Source organism: Rhodanobacter sp. OK091, assembly GCF_900142825.1.
In the GTDB taxonomy this organism is placed as follows: domain Bacteria; phylum Pseudomonadota; class Gammaproteobacteria; order Xanthomonadales; family Rhodanobacteraceae; genus Rhodanobacter.
This window is the reverse complement of the sequence record NZ_FRCH01000001.1, coordinates 1,014,057-1,029,941: the sequence shown is the minus strand read 5'-3', so window position 1 is coordinate 1,029,941 and position 15,885 is coordinate 1,014,057. Positions and strand designations below refer to the sequence as shown.

Annotated in this window: 12 protein-coding genes; 8 read left to right on the top strand and 4 right to left on the bottom strand. The window is 65.7% G+C overall.

Annotated elements, in window-relative coordinates:
• The first annotated feature begins 20 nt into the window (after positions 1–20).
• Complete coding sequence (gene rluD / locus BUA26_RS04900; RefSeq protein WP_072758369.1) at positions 21–995, top strand: 23S rRNA pseudouridine(1911/1915/1917) synthase RluD; 975 nt, start codon at positions 21–23, stop codon at positions 993–995.
• A 79-nt stretch (positions 996–1,074) separates the two neighbouring features.
• Positions 1,075–1,821, top strand: a complete 747-nt coding sequence (pgeF, locus tag BUA26_RS04895) for a peptidoglycan editing factor PgeF (RefSeq protein ID WP_072758367.1) — start codon at positions 1,075–1,077, stop codon at positions 1,819–1,821.
• Positions 1,822–1,846: 25 nt separating this feature from the next.
• Here the strand turns inward: pgeF and otsA are convergent, their stop codons facing one another.
• From otsA to otsB, 3 genes are read right to left on the bottom strand one after another with little or no spacing between them, the layout of a single operon-like run.
• A complete protein-coding gene (gene otsA, locus BUA26_RS04890; RefSeq protein ID WP_083572874.1) occupies positions 1,847–3,232 on the bottom strand; it encodes an alpha,alpha-trehalose-phosphate synthase (UDP-forming) in 1,386 nt (461 codons plus the stop codon).
• Positions 3,229–5,049 (bottom strand): glycoside hydrolase family 15 protein, encoded by a 1,821-nt coding sequence (locus BUA26_RS04885; RefSeq protein WP_072758365.1) that lies wholly within the window; start codon positions 5,047–5,049, stop codon positions 3,229–3,231. Before BUA26_RS04885 ends, otsA begins: the two co-directional genes overlap by 4 nt.
• The gene (gene otsB / locus BUA26_RS04880; protein WP_343124219.1) at positions 4,994–5,857 is read right to left on the bottom strand and encodes a trehalose-phosphatase; all 864 of its coding nucleotides are present in this window, start codon (positions 5,855–5,857) and stop codon (positions 4,994–4,996) included. Before otsB ends, BUA26_RS04885 begins: the two co-directional genes overlap by 56 nt.
• 164 nt (positions 5,858–6,021) lie before the next feature.
• Here otsB and clpB point away from each other — a divergent pair, with 164 nt between their 5' ends.
• The gene (clpB, locus tag BUA26_RS04875; RefSeq protein ID WP_072758363.1) at positions 6,022–8,619 is read left to right on the top strand and encodes an ATP-dependent chaperone ClpB; all 2,598 of its coding nucleotides are present in this window, start codon (positions 6,022–6,024) and stop codon (positions 8,617–8,619) included.
• Between the two features lie 61 nt (positions 8,620–8,680).
• Here the strand turns inward: clpB and BUA26_RS04870 are convergent, their stop codons facing one another.
• Positions 8,681–11,164 (bottom strand): TonB-dependent receptor plug domain-containing protein, encoded by a 2,484-nt coding sequence (locus BUA26_RS04870; protein WP_072758361.1) that lies wholly within the window; start codon positions 11,162–11,164, stop codon positions 8,681–8,683.
• Between the two features lie 269 nt (positions 11,165–11,433).
• On the opposite strand from BUA26_RS04870, the gene BUA26_RS04865 reads away from it, so the two are divergent.
• From BUA26_RS04865 to BUA26_RS04845, 5 genes are all read left to right on the top strand, one after another.
• Positions 11,434–11,766 carry an FmdB family zinc ribbon protein gene (locus BUA26_RS04865; protein ID WP_072758359.1) on the top strand — a complete coding sequence of 111 codons (333 nt, stop codon included), beginning with the start codon at positions 11,434–11,436 and terminating at the stop codon, positions 11,764–11,766.
• Positions 11,767–11,864: 98 nt separating this feature from the next.
• Positions 11,865–12,425 (top strand): DUF3011 domain-containing protein, encoded by a 561-nt coding sequence (locus BUA26_RS04860; RefSeq protein ID WP_072758357.1) that lies wholly within the window; start codon positions 11,865–11,867, stop codon positions 12,423–12,425.
• Positions 12,426–12,571: 146 nt separating this feature from the next.
• A complete protein-coding gene (aspS, locus tag BUA26_RS04855) occupies positions 12,572–14,344 on the top strand; it encodes an aspartate--tRNA ligase (RefSeq protein ID WP_072758355.1) in 1,773 nt (590 codons plus the stop codon).
• Between the two features lie 40 nt (positions 14,345–14,384).
• On the top strand, positions 14,385–15,014 hold the full coding sequence (locus tag BUA26_RS04850; protein WP_072758353.1) for an alpha/beta fold hydrolase: 630 nt from the start codon (positions 14,385–14,387) through the stop codon (positions 15,012–15,014).
• A gap of 104 nt (positions 15,015–15,118) precedes the next feature.
• Positions 15,119–15,853, top strand: a complete 735-nt coding sequence (locus BUA26_RS04845; protein WP_072758351.1) for a YebC/PmpR family DNA-binding transcriptional regulator — start codon at positions 15,119–15,121, stop codon at positions 15,851–15,853.
• Positions 15,854–15,885 lie beyond the last annotated feature (32 nt).

The window sequence follows — 15,885 nt, the reverse complement described above, 5'->3', positions numbered from 1 at the left end:
CACAGCCCGCGGAGCGCGGCATGACCACGATCCGGCACGAGGCGGAGGTACCGCTGGCCGCGGCAGGACGCAGGTTCGACCAGGCTTTGGCCGAGATGTTCCCTGATTATTCACGTTCGCGGCTCAGCGGCTGGATCAAGTCCGGCGCGGTGACCCTGGACGGGGCGCAGGCGCCGCCGCGGCAGTTGCTGCGCGGCGGCGAGCAGGTGCGGCTGCAGGTCGAGCTGGAAAACGAGGTGACCAGTGCGCCGGAAGACATCGGGCTGGACATCGTGCATGAGGATGAGCACCTGCTGGTGCTGAACAAGCCGGCCGGGCTGGTGGTGCATCCAGGCGCCGGCAATCCGGCGGGCACCTTGCTCAATGCGTTGCTGCATCACGATCCCAAGCTGGCCGAGTTGCCGCGGGCCGGCATCGTCCACCGGCTGGACAAGGACACTTCCGGCCTGATGGTGGTGGCAAAGACACTGCCGACGTATACGGCGCTGGTCGATCTGCTGTCGCGGCACGAGGTGGAGCGGCAATACGAGGCGGTGGTGCTGGGCACGATGGTGGCCGGCGGCACGGTCGACGAGCCGATTGGCCGCAGCATGGGCGACCGCCTGCGCCAGGCGGTGCGCGACGAAGAGGACGGCAAGCGTGCCGTGACCCATTACCGGCTGCGCGAACGTTTTCGGGCGCACAGCCTGCTGCAATGCCAGCTGGAGACCGGCCGCACCCATCAGATCCGCGTGCACCTGGCACATATCGGCCATCCCCTGATCGGCGACCCGTTATACGGCGGCGGCCTGAAGCTGCCCAAGGGTGCCGGTACGGAGCTGATCGCCATGCTGCGCGGATTCCGCCGGCAGGCATTGCATGCCGAGAAACTGTCGTTCGTCCATCCGATCAGCGGCGAAGCGTTGTCGTTCGCAGCCGAGCGGCCGGCCGATCAATGGGCGTTGATCGAAGCGCTGCGGGCGGATCTGCTCGAACACGGCCCGGACCATTACTGATCCACGCGGCGGGAAGTGCCGCTGCGTGGCAGGCTTCGTTTAAGCTGTGCTATCCCCGCTCAGCGATTCCCCCGCGATCATGACCGACATCTGGATCTTTCCCGACTGGCCGGCTCCGCCCCGGGTGCATGCAGCCGTCACCACGCGGCTGGGGCCGGGCCTGTCGACGGGGCCGTTCGAACGCTTCAATCTCGGCTTGCGCAGCGGCGATTCGGCCGATGCGGTGCATTCCAATCGCAGCGCGCTGCAGCAGGCGCTGGCGTTGCCGGCGCTGCCGCGCTGGCTGCACCAGGTACATGGTGTCACGGTGGCCGAGCTGGGGCCGCTGCCCAGCCCGGACGAACCGCAGGCGGATGCCGCGGTATCCCACATCCCGGGCACCGTGCTTTCGATCCTCACCGCCGACTGCCTGCCGGTGCTGTTCTGTACGGACGACGGCAGTGAGATTGCCGCGGCGCATGCCGGCTGGCGCGGCCTGGCCGGCGGTGTGCTGGAGGCGACGGTGGAACAGTTGCAGACGTCGCCGGCGCGATTGCTGGCATGGCTGGGGCCGTGTATCGGCGCGGCTTCGTACGAAGTGGGCGAGGAAGTCCGCGCGGCGTTCGTGGCGCATGACCCGACAGCGGCGGACTGTTTCGTGTCGAGCCGGCCCGGTCACTGGCATTGCGATCTGGCGGGACTGGCGCGACAGCGCCTGGCGGCGGCCGGCGTCTTGCGGATCCACGGCGGCAGCTTCGACACCTACGCCGACCCGAGGTTTTATTCCTATCGTCGCGATGGCGCCCACAGCGGCCGTTTCGCCAGCCTGATCTGGCTGGCGGCGTAGGCACGGGCATCTCTAAACGACACAGCTAGCGGCACAGAGCTCGCAGGAACGACACGCGCCAGGCGGTGATGTCGTTTTTCTGCAGTACCGCCATCATCGCGTTCCAGCGTTCGCGCCGTTCGGCCAGCGGCATGCTGAGCGCGCGTTCCAGCGCATCGGCGACTTCCTCGGTATCGGCGGGGTTCACCAGCAGCGCGTCGGCAAGTTCCTGGGCTGCGCCGGCGAAGCGCGACAGCACCAGCACGCCGGGATCGTCCGGGTCCTGGGAGGCCACGTACTCCTTGGCCACCAGGTTCATGCCGTCGCGCAGCGGGGTTACCAGTCCGACCCGCGCACTGCGGTAGTAACCGGTCAGCAGCCGATGGGGGAACGACTTATTGATGTAGCGGACCGGGGACCAATCCGGCGCGGCGTATTTGCCGTTGATGTGGCCGGCGCTGCGTTCGAGTTCGCGGCGTATCTGCCGGTATTCCAGCACCGCGCCGCGCGAGGGTGGAGCGATTTGCAGGAAGGTGATCCGTCGATGCAGTTCGGGGGTTCGCTCGAGCAGCCGCGCATACGCCTGGAAGCGCTGGGGCAGGCCTTTGGAATAATCCAGGCGATCGACGCCGATGATCAACAGGCGGCCTTCCAGACTGTCGCGCAGCTGGCCGATTTCCCGGTTCGATGCAGCGGAACGCGCCATCTCGGCAAGGCCTGCGGTGTCGACGCTGATCGGGAAGGCAGCGGCGCGGAACAAGCGCCCGTTCGCGCTGCGTATGCGTCCGTCGCGGCGCATCGTGGCGCCGGTCTCGTGCAGGAAATAGTCTTCCAGTGCGCGCAAATCGCGGGCGGTATGCACCCCGATCAAGTCGTAGCTGGCCAATGTTTCCAGCAGTTCGCGGTGGTTGGGCAGGGCGATGAGCAATCCGGCGGCGGGAAGCGGCGTGTGCAGAAAGAAGCCGATGCGGTTTTTCACGCCGCGCCGGCGCAGCATCGCGGCCAGCGGAATCAGGTGGTAGTCGTGTACCCAGATGATGTCGTCGCGCGTGATGAGCTGCCGCAGCCGGTCGGCGAACAGTTCGTTGACCCGCAGGTAGCCGTCCAGATGGCTGCGCTGGTAATCGACCAAGTCGGGCCGGTAATGCAGCATCGGCCACAGCGCGCCGTTGGCGAAGCCGGTGTAGAAGTCGTCGTAGTCGGCATGCGACAGGTCGATGGTGGCGTAGTCGACTTTCGCGTCGTGCAGCCGGTGCAGTTCGGCGCCGGTTTCGGCGGCGAGTTTGCCGCTCCAGCCGAACCACAGGCCACCGCGTTCGCGCAGCGCGGCTTGCAGTGCCGAGGCGAGTCCGCCGGGCGCGGCCTGGCGTGGCAGCGCAACGCGATTGGATACCACCACCAGGCGGGCGCCGGATGGCAGCGGCGTGGTCACAGCGCGTCCTCCCAGCGCCGCGACAGTCGCATCGCTGCCTGGATCAGGCCGACCAACGAATAGGTCTGCGGATAATTGCCCCAGTGCTCGCCGCTGCCGGGCGCGATGTCCTCGGACAGCAGGCCCAGTGCGTTGCGCTGTTTCAGCATGTGCTCGAACATCATTCGCGCCCGCTCCTTGCGGCCGGTGGCGGCGAGTGCCTCGATGTACCAGAACGTGCAGATGTTGAAGCTGGTCTCAGGCGCGCCGAAGTCGTCCGGTGCGATATAGCGGAACAGATAATCGCCCCGGCCCAGGGCCGCGCCGATCGCATCGACGGTGGCGACGAAGCGTGGATCGGCCGCGTCGATGAAGCCGATGTCGGCTAGCAGCAGCAGGCTGGCATCGAGGTGTTCGCCATCGTAGGCATCGACGAAGTAGCCGAGCTGTTCGTTCCATGCGCGCGCCTCGATCCGGGCATGCAGTTGCACGGCCTCCTCATGCCAGTACCGCGCGCGGTCGCCCAGCCCCAGTTCGGTGGCTATGTGCGCCAGGCGGTCGCAGGCGGCCCAGCACATCGCGGCGGAATAGGTATGCACGGCGGAGCGGCCGCGGTATTCCCACAGCCCGGCGTCGGTCTGCTCGGCCATGTGCAGCGCCATCGTGCCCATCCGCTCGAGCCGCCGAAACATCACCTCGTCGCCGCGATGTTCGAGCCGGACGTCGAAGAACAGTTGTGCCGAAGCGAGTACCACCGACCCGTAGACATCGTTCTGGCGCTGCCGCCAGGCATCGTTGCCCACCCGCACCGGGCCCATGCCGCGATAACCCCTGAGCGTGTCCACCTGGCGCTCGGGCAGTTCGTCCTCGAAGGTGATGCCGAACACCGGGCCAAGCTCGCTGGTGTCCTTGTTGGCGACCAGGTTGAAGGCGAAGCGGATGTACTCCTCCATCGTGCGCGTTGCGCCCAGCCGGTTGAGCGCGCGCACGGTGAAGGCGGCATCGCGCAGCCAGCAGTATCGGTAATCCCAGTTGCGTGCGGTGCCTTCCGATTCCGGGATCGATGTGGTCAGCGCGGCCACGATCGCGCCGGTGGCTTCGTACTGGCACAGTTTCAACGTGATGGCCGCACGGATCACTGCGGCCTGCCATTCGTACGGTATCGACAGGTTGCGCACCCATTCACGCCAATAGTCCAGCGTGCGCTCCAGCGCCAGGTGGACGAAGTCGGCCACGTTGTCGTTGAGGGTCTCGTCCGGACCAAACACGAAATGCGCGGGCCGATCGAGACCGAACGTCAGGCCGCGCTCGATCAGCGGCGTGGCCACGTCACTGGTCAGTCGTTGCACTACGTCGCTGAGCAGGTAGCGGATGTGATTGCTGCCGGAGGTCGTCTGCGCGACTCTTGCGCCGTAGTCGCACAATGGGCGCATCCGGATACGAAGGCGTGGCGATCCGCTGATCGGGGCCACCCGGCGCGTCAGCATTTCCGGATGGTAGAAACGCCCGTTCGAGCGATAGCGCGGCGCGAAGTCGGTGATCTCGATGGCGCCACCGTGGTGGTCGAACAAGCGTGTCACCAGCACTGCCGTGTTGGCCAGATAGAACTGTTCCGCGCGTTCGAAATCCTCCAGCTCGATCGCCCAGTCGCCGCCCTCAGTCGTCGGTGAAAGCAGAGCGCAGAAGCTCGCGTCGGCATCGAAACGCGGCAGGCAGCACCAGACGATGCGCGCCTGGTTGTCGATCAGGGCGGCGACACTGCCGTTGCCGATCACGCCAAGCTCAAGGCTGGCGGGTTGGATCTCCTTTTGAGGGATATCCTCGGGGGATTCGGACATGGGTGGAGGCTCCGTGCGTGAGGGCGTCCAGGACGCGGGTCAGCCAGGCTTCCGCTGCGGCGGGGCCAGCCAGGGTGAATGTGGCCAGGCTCGGTTCGCGCGCGCCGATCCGTACGCTGAGCCCGTGTCGGGCGTTGACGCTGGCGAACGCATGTTCGTCGGTAAGGTCGTCGCCCAGGTACACCGGTTGGCGACCGGCAAACGGCGCGCGCTGCAGCAACTCCAGCACCGCGCGGCCCTTGTCCATGCCGGACGGTTTGAACTCCAGCACCAGATTGCCCGGCTGCAGTTCGTAGCCGGGCAGCTGCGCGATCACGGCGATGGCCGCTTCGTGCAGAGCCGGCAGCTGCGCCGGCGAGCGGCGGCAATGCAAGGCCACCGCAGCGTGCTTGTCTTCCACCTGCACGCCATCGAAGCGTGCGGCCAGCGTGCGCGCGACGTCGCGCATGCGCGCTTGTTGCGTGGGAACTACGGTGAAATGCCGGCAGCTGCCGTCGGCGTGGCGCAACTGCAATCCGTGCAACCCGGCGGCGGCCCAGTGCGAAGCGGCGAACAGGCGGTCGAGGTCGGCCAGCGTGCGGCCGCTGACCAGCGCCAGCGCACCGTCTAGCGCCTGGCGCAACGCATGCAGCAGCGCCAGCAGCGGAGCGCCGGGTCGAACCGCCAGCGGGTCGTCGGCAAAGTCGAGCAAGGTGCCGTCGACGTCGAGAAAGACTGCCCAGCGCGTGCCGGCGTCGGGCAACGGCGGTGGCGGGAGCGGATTGCGAGGTGCCAAGGCGATAGCGGGTGTGGCCGTAGACATCGTCATGACCCTAACAAACCGAATGTGAAAATCGCCTGTGCCGCCTGTGTTCAATGCGGATACATTGGGGCGTGGCGATCTTGATTCGTTGTGCGGCGCCCGCACGTTGCAGGCAGTGGCGGGGCTGCCGTCAATTCCTCGGACGCAAATCACCAGGCGGGATCATCGACATGCGCATGGACAAACTCACTTCGCGTTTCCAGCAGGCGCTGGCCGACGCCCAGTCGCTGGCCGTGGGCCGCGACAACAACATGCTCGAGCCAGTGCACGTGATGGCGGCGCTGCTCAATCAGCAGGGCGGCTCGACCGCGCCGATGCTGACCCAGGCGCAGGTCAACGTGCCGGCGCTGCAGCAACGCGTCAATGACTTGCTGGAGCGCCTGCCCAAGGTCAGCGGACAGGAAGGCAACATCAACCTGGGTAACGATCTGAACCGGTTGCTCAACCTCACCGACAAGCTGGCGCAGCAGCGCGGCGATCAGTTCATCGCCAGTGAGCTGTTCGTGCTGGCGGCGCTGGAGGACAAGGGCGAGTTGGGTACCGCACTGAAGGCGGCCGGTGCCACCAAGCCGAATCTGGAAGCGGCGATCGACAAGCTTCGCGGCGGCGAGAAAGTGCAGAGCGAAAATGCCGAGGAGCAGCGCCAGGCGCTGGAAAAATACTGCATCGACCTCACCGCGCGTGCCGAATCGGGCAAGCTCGATCCGGTGATCGGCCGCGACGAAGAGATCCGCCGCACGATCCAGGTGCTGCAGCGGCGCACCAAGAACAACCCGGTGCTGATCGGCGAGCCAGGCGTGGGCAAGACCGCCATCGTCGAAGGGCTGGCCCAGCGCATCATCAAGGGCGAGGTGCCCGAAGGCCTGCGTGATCGGCGAGTGCTGGCGCTGGACATGGGTGCGCTGATCGCCGGTGCGAAATTCCGCGGCGAGTTCGAGGAGCGCCTGAAGGCCGTGCTCAATGATCTGGCCAAGAACGAAGGCCAGATCATCCTGTTCATCGACGAATTGCACACCATGGTGGGTGCCGGCAAGGCCGAGGGCGCGATGGATGCGGGCAACATGCTCAAGCCGGCGCTGGCGCGCGGCGAGCTGCACTGCATCGGCGCCACCACGCTGGACGAATACCGCAAGTACATCGAGAAGGACGCCGCGCTGGAGCGCCGCTTCCAGAAAGTCTTCGTGGGCGAGCCGAGTGTCGAAGACACCATCGCGATCCTGCGCGGGCTGAAGGAGCGCTACGCGGTGCATCACGGTGTCGAGATCACCGACCCGGCGATCGTTGCCGCCGCCACGCTGTCGCACCGCTACATCGCCGACCGGCAGCTGCCGGACAAGGCGATCGACCTGATGGATGAAGCGGCTTCGCGCATCCGCATGGAGATCGACTCCAAGCCGGAGGAACTCGATCGGCTGGAGCGCCGGCTGATCCAGCTGAAGATTCAGCGCGAGATGCTGAAGAAGGAAAAGGACAGCGAATCGAAGCAGCGTCTGGCCGATCTTGAAACCGATATCGAGAAGCTGGAGCGCGAGTTCTCCGATCTCAACGAAATCTGGAAGTCCGAGAAGGCCGCGCTGCAGGGCGCGACCAAGGTGAAGGAGCAGATCGAGCAGGCCCGGCAGGAACTCGACGCAGCCCAGCGTCGGCAGGACTACGCGAAGATGAGCGAGATCCAGTACGGCAGGCTGCCGGAGCTGGAGAAGCAGCTCGCTGCCGCGCAGGCGGCCGAGACGCAGGATTTCAAGCTGCTGCAGGACAAGGTCACCGCCGAGGAAATCGCCGAGGTGGTGAGCCGCTGGACCGGCATCCCGGTCAACAAGATGCTCGAGGGCGAGCGGGACAAGCTGCTGCACATGGAGGATCAGCTGCACAAGCGCGTGGTCGGCCAGGACGAGGCGGTGCACGCGGTCTCCGATGCGATCCGCCGTTCCCGCGCCGGCCTGTCCGATCCGAATCGGCCGAACGGCTCGTTCCTGTTCCTCGGCCCCACCGGTGTGGGCAAGACCGAGCTGTGCAAGGCGCTGGCCGAGTTCATGTTCGACACCACCGATGCGATGGTGCGCATCGACATGAGCGAGTTCATGGAGAAGCATTCGGTGAGCCGGCTGGTCGGTGCACCGCCGGGTTACGTCGGCTATGAGGAAGGTGGTTATCTCACCGAGGCGGTGCGCCGCCGGCCGTACAGCGTCATCCTGCTCGATGAAGTGGAGAAGGCACACCCGGACGTGTTCAACATCCTGCTGCAGGTGCTCGACGACGGCCGACTCACCGATGGCCAGGGTCGCACGGTCGATTTCCGCAACACCGTGATCGTGATGACCTCGAACCTCGGTTCGCAGATGATCCAGGACGCCTCCGAGAACAGCGAAGGCGGCGATGCCGAGGAGCAGTACACGCAGATGAAGGCGTCGGTGATGGGCGTGGTGCAGGCTCACTTCCGTCCGGAGTTCATCAACCGGCTCGACGAGATCGTGGTGTTCCGTCCGCTCGACAAGACGCAGATTCGCGCGATCGCCAGGATCCAGCTGGCCTATCTGGAGAAGCGTCTGGCCGAGCGCCAGGTGAAACTGGAGATAAGCGATGCTGCGCTGGCGCTGCTTGGCAACACGGGTTTCGACCCGGTCTACGGTGCACGGCCCTTGAAGCGGGCGATCCAACAACAGCTGGAGAACCCGCTGGCGCGGGAGATTCTCGAAGGCCGCTACCCGTCCGGCAGCACCGTCGCAGTGGATGCCGTCGGCGGCCATCTGGAATTCAAGCAGGGTTGAAGTGGCGCCAAAAAAATCCCGGCGCGAGCCGGGATTTTTTTGGGTGTCCGGATGGCGGACCTCACCAGCTGTAGCGCACCTTGCCGTACACGTAGGCGCCGTTGTAGCCGAACGGCGAGAAGGTCGAATACGGCAGCGTGCCATTGTTGCTGTTGTTGGCGATGTTCTTGTCGGGGTGGATGTTCAGCGCGTTGTCCACGCCCAGCGTGAAAGCCCAGTTCTGCCAGTGGTAGTTGCCTGCCAGGTCCAGGATCCACTTGGGGTTGAAGGTCTGATCGACGATGCCCTTCGCCGGGTTGTAGGTGGCGAGGCTGCTCACGTAGCTGGTGTACCTGCCGTAGCGGGTGAGCGTGCCGGTGAAGCTCCACTGACCGATCTCGTACTGCTCGTTGAGGATCAGCTTGCTGCGCGGCGAGGAGTTGCCAAGATAGCCTTTGATGTCCTGGCGGTTGAGGCGCACAAAGCCCGTGTTGCCCAGGCTGCTCAGTACCGCAGGGTTGGGCTTGATGCTGGTGACCTTGTTCTGGTTGTAGTTGGCGCTGAGCGTCGTGGTCAGGGTGCCGGCGCCGCCGAAGTCCGCCAGGTAAGTGCCCACGAAATCGACGCCGCGGGTGCGCGTGTCGCCCGCGTTGGTGAAGTAGTTGACGCTGCTGTAGTTGAGGTTGGTGACGCCGTGGGCGGCCAGATAGCTGACCACCGCCGGGGTGGTGGTGGAGATCGCACCGGACAGCGCGATGCGGTTCGTGATGTCGATCTGGTAGAGATCCAGGCTCAGGTTGAGCGCGTCGGTGGCGTTCCACACCGCGCCCAGCGTGAAGTTCTTCGATTTTTCCGGCTTCAGCGGCTCGGCACCCAGGAGGGTGGCGATCTGGCTGCCCACCGGGACCAGGCCGCGGTTGTAGATGCCTGCGGGAAGGCCGGGCAAGGCTCCGTTGCCGTAGAACAGCGATCCGATCTGCGAGAAGTATTCCTGTCCCAGCGAGGGCGCGCGGAAGCCGGTGGATGCGCTGCCGCGCAGGGCGAAGCTGTCGGTGAAATCGTAGCGCGCGGCCAGTGCGCCCGAGGTGGTGTTGCCGAAGTCGGAGTAGTCCTCGTGGCGCACCGCCAGCGAGGTGCCTAGCTTGTCGGTGAGATTGGTCTCGAAGTCGAGGTACTCGGCCACGTCGTGGCGCGAGGCGTTCACCGCATTGGCGGGCTGCCAGCCGGCGAAGCCCTGCGCGCCGCCGGAGACGCCAGAGGTGCCCACGTACCAGGAGGGCAGGTCGCCCGCCCGGATGGCGTAGGTCTGGCGCAGGTACTCGGTGCCGAAGGCCATCGTGACCGGGTTGGGCAGCCAGCCGGGCCTGAGGTCCTTGGCGATGTCGATGTCGAAGGACTGCTGGGTGGCCTTCAGGATGCCGTCGCGGAACACCGTCGGCGTGGTGCCGAAGTCGTGCAGGTAGGCGTAGTTGAGGCTGTTGCGCGTCTCGTAGCGCACGCGGTTGCCGCCGTAGTTGCCGCTCACGTCCCAGCGCCAGCCGTCGACGGTGCCGCGCAGCCCGGCCACCAGCGACTGGTCGTTGGAGTCGGCGTTTTCCAGCGGCAGGAAGCCGTCCGGGTATACCGAGGCCATCAGCGGGTTGTTGGGCTTGGGGCTATTGAGGCCATAGCGGAAGAACGCCGGCGAGACGCTGTCGCGGTGGCTGAAGTGGCCGAACGCGTAGAACTCCACGTTGGGCGTGATGTCGTACTGCGCGTTGAGCAGCAGGTTGCTGCTGTGCACGGAGGGGTCGCCCTGGCGGAAGTTCACGCCCAGCGCTGCCCATGCCGGCGAGCGGTTGTCCGGGCCGGCGCGGTTGGTGTGGTCCTCGTTGCTGCTTTCCAGCGCGAGGCGCAGCCAGCCGCGGTCGCCGCTCAGGGGGATGCCGAAGTTGGCCGAACCCAGCCACTGGCGCCCGTCGCCGGCGGAGTACTGGCCGCCGCTCACTTCCACGTCGCCGCCTTTGGCGCCCTTCTTGAGGATGACGTTGATCACGCCGGCGATCGCGTCGGAGCCGTATTGCGCCGAAGCGCCGTCGCGCAGCACCTCGATATGGTCGATGGCCGAGATCGGGATGGTGTTGAGATCTACTGGCTGCGAGCCGCGGCCGATCACGCCGTTGTTGAGCAGGATGGCGCCGGGGTGCCAGCGCTTGCCGTTCACCAGCACCAGCACCTGGTCGGGCGACAGGCCACGCAGCTGCGCCGGGCGCTGGGTGTCGGCGGTGTCGGCTGCCGCCGGGCGCGGAAAGTTCAATGAGGGGATGATGCGTGCCAGCGCCGTCGGCAGGTCGTTGGTGCCGGTCTGCTGCAGCACCTTGGCCGAGACCACGTCGATCGGGGTCAGCGAGCTGCTTTCGGTGCGACTGTCGGAGCGGGTGCCGGTGACGATCACGGTGCTCAGCTCCTTGGCCTTCTTGGTCGCCGGCGGCGTGCCGGCATCCTGCGCGGCCGCGGTGCCGGACAAAGCCAGCAGCACGGCAGCGGGCAGCCACGCCAGTACGATCGGTTTGGAACGTTTGCTCATTGGAACTCTCCATTTCATGGGTTGCTGCGTCGCAACAATTGCAGATTAGTGGCGCATCATGATTACGTCAATAGACGTATAGACGTCTATACGTCCAACTCACGGATTTACCGTGATCGATGGGATGCCCGGAACGTTTTGCCCCTGGCTGCAGGCTACTCCCGCGGTACGGCCGGCGCCACGCGCCGGTTGGGACATTGAATTCCTTGCGAACGCGCCGATAATGACCCGCTGCCAGCCCCACGTTGGCTGGACCGTCCGGAGTTTTCATGCCCATCTACGAATTTGAATGCAGCCATTGCGGTCACCGCTTCGATCGCCTGCAGAAGTTGTCCGATACCGATCCCTCGATCTGTCCCGCCTGCGATGCACCCCATCTGCGGAGGATGGTCAGCGCGCCGTCGTTCCGATTGGCCGGAAGCGGCTGGTACGAAACCGATTTCAAGAAGGACGGCGACAAGAAGCGTAATCTGGCCGAGGCCTCGGGTGGCAGCGGCGAAACCCGGCCTGCTGCCAGTGCGGGCACAACGGCCACGCCGCCTGCAGCCTCGCCGGCACCGGCTGCAGCTCCGGTGGCATCGGGCAGCAAGAGTCCCGACTGATCACCGTTGTGGGTCGCCGTGGATGAAAGGTTGTACAGGGCATTCACAGGGTTCGGCCGGTACGAGCGGGCCGATGACTTCGACCAGGAGATACGCACATGCATGTGTCAGACAAGATCCTGATGGGTGTGGTGACCGGTTTGCTCGGTGTCCTGTCGCTGGCGGTGACGCCGTCGGCACAGGCGCAGGACGGCAGGACGATTCGCTGTGAAAGCATCAACGGCAGATTCAACCGTTGCGCGGTGCCATGGCGCGATGCCCAACTGACCCGCCAGGAGTCGAAGGGCGCCTGCATCCGTGACCAGAGCTGGGGCGTGGATCGGCAGGGCCTGTGGGTGGATCGCGGTTGTCGCGGATTGTTCGCGGAAGCCTGGCGCGGTCGTCCCGGCTACGGTGGTCCCGACGGCGACGGCGACGGCGACGGCGACGGCTGGCGTCCGGGTCCGGATTGGGATCGCCAGATCCGCCTGCAGTGCGACAGCAACAAGAAGCACTATCAGCTGTGCCAGGTCGATGTCGGTCGCCGCGGCCAGGTCCGGCTGGTGAAGCAGCTGTCCGACACCCGTTGCACCGAGGGCTACAGCTGGGGCTGGAATCGCGCCGGCGTGTGGGTGGATCACGGTTGCCGAGGCCAGTTCGTGGTCGATCGTCGCTGGTAACCGCTTTCCGTCCGGCTGCTGCGGAGGCGCTCAGCCCCGCAGCTGCTGGCCGGCGGGAAACCCGCCGGCGGGCATCGCAGTGCTAATATTCCCGGTCTTTTCCATCTGCTTCAGCCGCACTGCGGCTTGCCCGGAGTTTCAAGCGCATGCGCACGCATTACTGCGGCCTTATCGATGAGTCGCTGATCGGCCAGACTGTCACCTTGTGCGGCTGGGTCAACAAGATCCGACTGCAGGCCCACGTTGCCTTCGTCGACCTGCGTGACCACGAAGGCCTGGCCCAACTGGTGATCGATCGCGACAACGGCGCGGCCTTTGCCTTGGCCAACGAGATCGGCAACGAATATTGCCTGCGCGTCACCGGCACGATACGCCAACGGGTATCGGTCAACGACAAGCTGAAAACCGGCACGGTCGAACTCGTTGCCGACACGGTGGAGATTCTCAACGCCGCGAAGGATCTGCCGTTCGCGATGCACGAGAACCCGAACGAGGACATGCGGATGACGTACCGCTACCTCGACCTGCGCCGTCCCGAAATGCAGGCGATGATGCGCAAGCGCATCAAGCTGGTGCAGACGCTGCGCCGTTACCTGGACGAACGCGGCTTCCAGGACGTCGAGACGCCGATCCTGACCAAGGCCACTCCCGAGGGCGCTCGCGACTACCTGGTGCCCAGCCGCGTGCACCCGGGTCAGTTCTACGCGCTGCCGCAGTCGCCGCAGCTGTTCAAGCAGATCCTGATGGTGGCCGGCTTCGACCGCTACTACCAGATCGCGCGCTGCTTCCGCGACGAGGATCTGCGCGCCGATCGCCAGCCGGAATTCACCCAGCTCGACCTGGAGTTCGCGTTCGTCGAGGAAAAGGACGTACAGGATTTCGTGGAGGAGCTCATTCGCCACGTCTTCCGCGAAGTGCAGGAGGTGGAGCTCGATGCGTCTTTCCCACGCATGACCTGGGCCGAGGCCATGCGCCGTTTCGGTTCGGACAAACCTGACCTACGCATTGCGCTGGAGCTGGTGGACGTTGCCGACGCGGTGAAGCACGTCGAGTTCAAGGTGTTTGCCGAGCCGGCCAACGCGGCGGATGGCCGTGTCGCCGCGCTGCGCGTACCCGGCGGCGGCACGCTGTCGCGCAAGGACATCGACGGCCTCACCGAATATGTGTCGCGCTACGGTGCGAAGGGCCTGGCCTGGCTCAAGGTCGAGGATCTGGCCAAGGGTCGCGACGGGATCAATTCGCCGGTGGCGAAATTCCTCGACGACGCGGCGCTGGACGCCGTGCTCAAGGCCACCGGCGTGCAGACCGGCGACATCGTGTTCATCGGTGCCGGCAGCTGGAAGGCCGTCACCGATTTCATGGGTGCGCTGCGGCTGAAGGTCGGCAAGGATCGCGGCCTGGTCGAGAACAGCTGGAAGCCGCTGTGGGTCACCGACTTCCCGATGTTCGAATACGACGGGGAAGAGCAACGCTTCGTCGCCCTGCATCATCCGTTCACCGCGCCGAAGGTGGATGACGCCGCACAACTGCGCGCCGATCCGCACAACGCGGTGAGCCGCGGTTACGACATGGTGTTGAACGGCAACGAGATCGGCGGGGGATCGATCCGTATCCACCGGCCGGAGATGCAGAGCACGGTATTCGAATTGCTCGGCATCGGCGCCGAAGAGGCCGAGAGGAAGTTCGGGTTTTTACTGAAAGCTCTCAAATTCGGCGCGCCGCCGCATGGCGGGCTGGCGTTCGGCATCGACCGCATCGCCGCGCTGATGGCCGGTACCGAGTCGATCCGCGATGTGATCGCCTTCCCCAAGACCACCAGTGCGCAGGATTTGATGACCGACGCGCCGTCCATGGTGAGCGACGCGCAGCTGAAGGAGCTGCATGTGCGCGTGGCGGCCGGCAAGGAGGCTGCCGGCTGATTCGCCGACAGCGCCCTGCGCGACTTCCAGGCGGCATGCCATGAGCGACCACGTAATCCTGCTGCACGGCTTATGGATGCGAGGCTTCGCGTTGTCCATGCTGCATCGTCGGTTGATCGAGGCCGGCTTTCGCGTGCACCGCTTCGATTACCTCAGTGTGGCGGCCACTCAGCAGCGCATTCTCGATCGGCTGCAAGCACGCATGACCGGACTGGCGACGGAGGGAGACGCTGTGCATCTGGTCGGTCACAGCCTCGGCGGCCTGCTGGCTTTGCGCGCCTGCCTCGAAGGCGACCCGCCGCCCGGCCGCATCGTCTGTCTGGGCTCGCCACTGAAGGGCAGTGCGGCTGCGCGCGGTTTCGCCGCCTGGGGCCGCGGCGGCGAAGTGCTGCTGGGACACAACCGCGAATTGCTGGAACAGGGTTTCGAGCGTTGGGACGGGCCGCGCGAAGTCGGCATGATCGCCGGCAGCATGCCGCTCGGCCTCGGTGCCATGCTGGGCCATTTTGTCGGTGAGCACGATGGCACCGTGGCGGTCGAGGAAACCCGGCTGGCCGGCCTGACCGCTCATTGCGTCGTGGAAGCGAACCATACCGGCCTGCTGTTTTCTGCCGAAGTAGCCCAGCGTGTCGCCCGTTTCCTGCGCCAGGGCCGGTTCGAGGCCGATTGATCGACACGAACTGCGCTGTTCTGCCTCACGGCGGGATTCCGGCACGCGATCCGAAATCAGGTAAAATTCCCGGTTCGTTCAGCTGATCGAGTGCAGGCACTGTCATGGGTAGAGGTCCGTCCATCGAAGGTCGCAAGAATGCCGAGGACGCCAAGCGCGCCAAGGTGTTCACCAAGCTGATCCGCGAAATCACTGTCGCCACGCGCGCCGGGGTCGCTGATCCGGCTGCCAATCCGCGGCTGCGATCGGCGGTGGACAAGGCGCTGTCGGCGAACATGACTCGTGACACGATCGACCGTGCGATCAAGCGCGGTTCCGGTGCGGATGGCGGTGCCGACATGCACGAGATGCGCTATGAAGGCTACGGCCCGGCCGGCATCGCCCTCATCATCGACTGCGTCACCGACAATCCGGTGCGGACCGTCGCCGACGTGCGCCACGGGCTGACCAAGCATGGTGGCAACCTCGGTACCAGCGGCTCGGTGGCGTTCCAGTTTCATCGCTGCGGCGAGTTGGTGTTCGCCACGGCGGGTGATGCGGCGCTGGAGGAAAAGATCCTCGAGGCCGCACTCGATGCCGGCGCCGACGACGTGGTGAACGAGGCCGGCGAGAGCACCGTGCTGTGCGCCCCGGAAAGCTTCGAGGCAGTGCAGCAGGCGCTGCTTGCCGCCGGCCTCAAGCCGACGCATGCGGAAGTGGTGATGCGCCCGGCCAATCGGGTCGCGATTCCCGCCGAGGCGCAGGAGACCCTGCTCGACCTGATCGACTGGCTGGAAGAGCTCGACGACGTGCACGAGATCTATCACAACGCCGTGCTGCCGCCCGAGGCCGCCGAATAAGTCGGAAGGCCAACGGCCTTTCGCATCGCATC

Coding starts and splice junctions, on each gene's coding strand:
- rluD (WP_072758369.1), top strand. CDS start 21: ATGACCACGATCCGGCACGAGGCGGAGGTACCGCTGGCCGCGGCAGGA.
- pgeF (WP_072758367.1), top strand. CDS start 1,075: ATGACCGACATCTGGATCTTTCCCGACTGGCCGGCTCCGCCCCGGGTG.
- BUA26_RS04885 (WP_072758365.1), bottom strand. CDS start 5,049: ATGTCCGAATCCCCCGAGGATATCCCTCAAAAGGAGATCCAACCCGCC.
- otsB (WP_343124219.1), bottom strand. CDS start 5,857: ATGACGATGTCTACGGCCACACCCGCTATCGCCTTGGCACCTCGCAAT.
- clpB (WP_072758363.1), top strand. CDS start 6,022: ATGCGCATGGACAAACTCACTTCGCGTTTCCAGCAGGCGCTGGCCGAC.
- BUA26_RS04870 (WP_072758361.1), bottom strand. CDS start 11,164: ATGAGCAAACGTTCCAAACCGATCGTACTGGCGTGGCTGCCCGCTGCC.
- BUA26_RS04865 (WP_072758359.1), top strand. CDS start 11,434: ATGCCCATCTACGAATTTGAATGCAGCCATTGCGGTCACCGCTTCGAT.
- BUA26_RS04860 (WP_072758357.1), top strand. CDS start 11,865: ATGCATGTGTCAGACAAGATCCTGATGGGTGTGGTGACCGGTTTGCTC.
- aspS (WP_072758355.1), top strand. CDS start 12,572: ATGCGCACGCATTACTGCGGCCTTATCGATGAGTCGCTGATCGGCCAG.
- BUA26_RS04850 (WP_072758353.1), top strand. CDS start 14,385: ATGAGCGACCACGTAATCCTGCTGCACGGCTTATGGATGCGAGGCTTC.
- BUA26_RS04845 (WP_072758351.1), top strand. CDS start 15,119: ATGGGTAGAGGTCCGTCCATCGAAGGTCGCAAGAATGCCGAGGACGCC.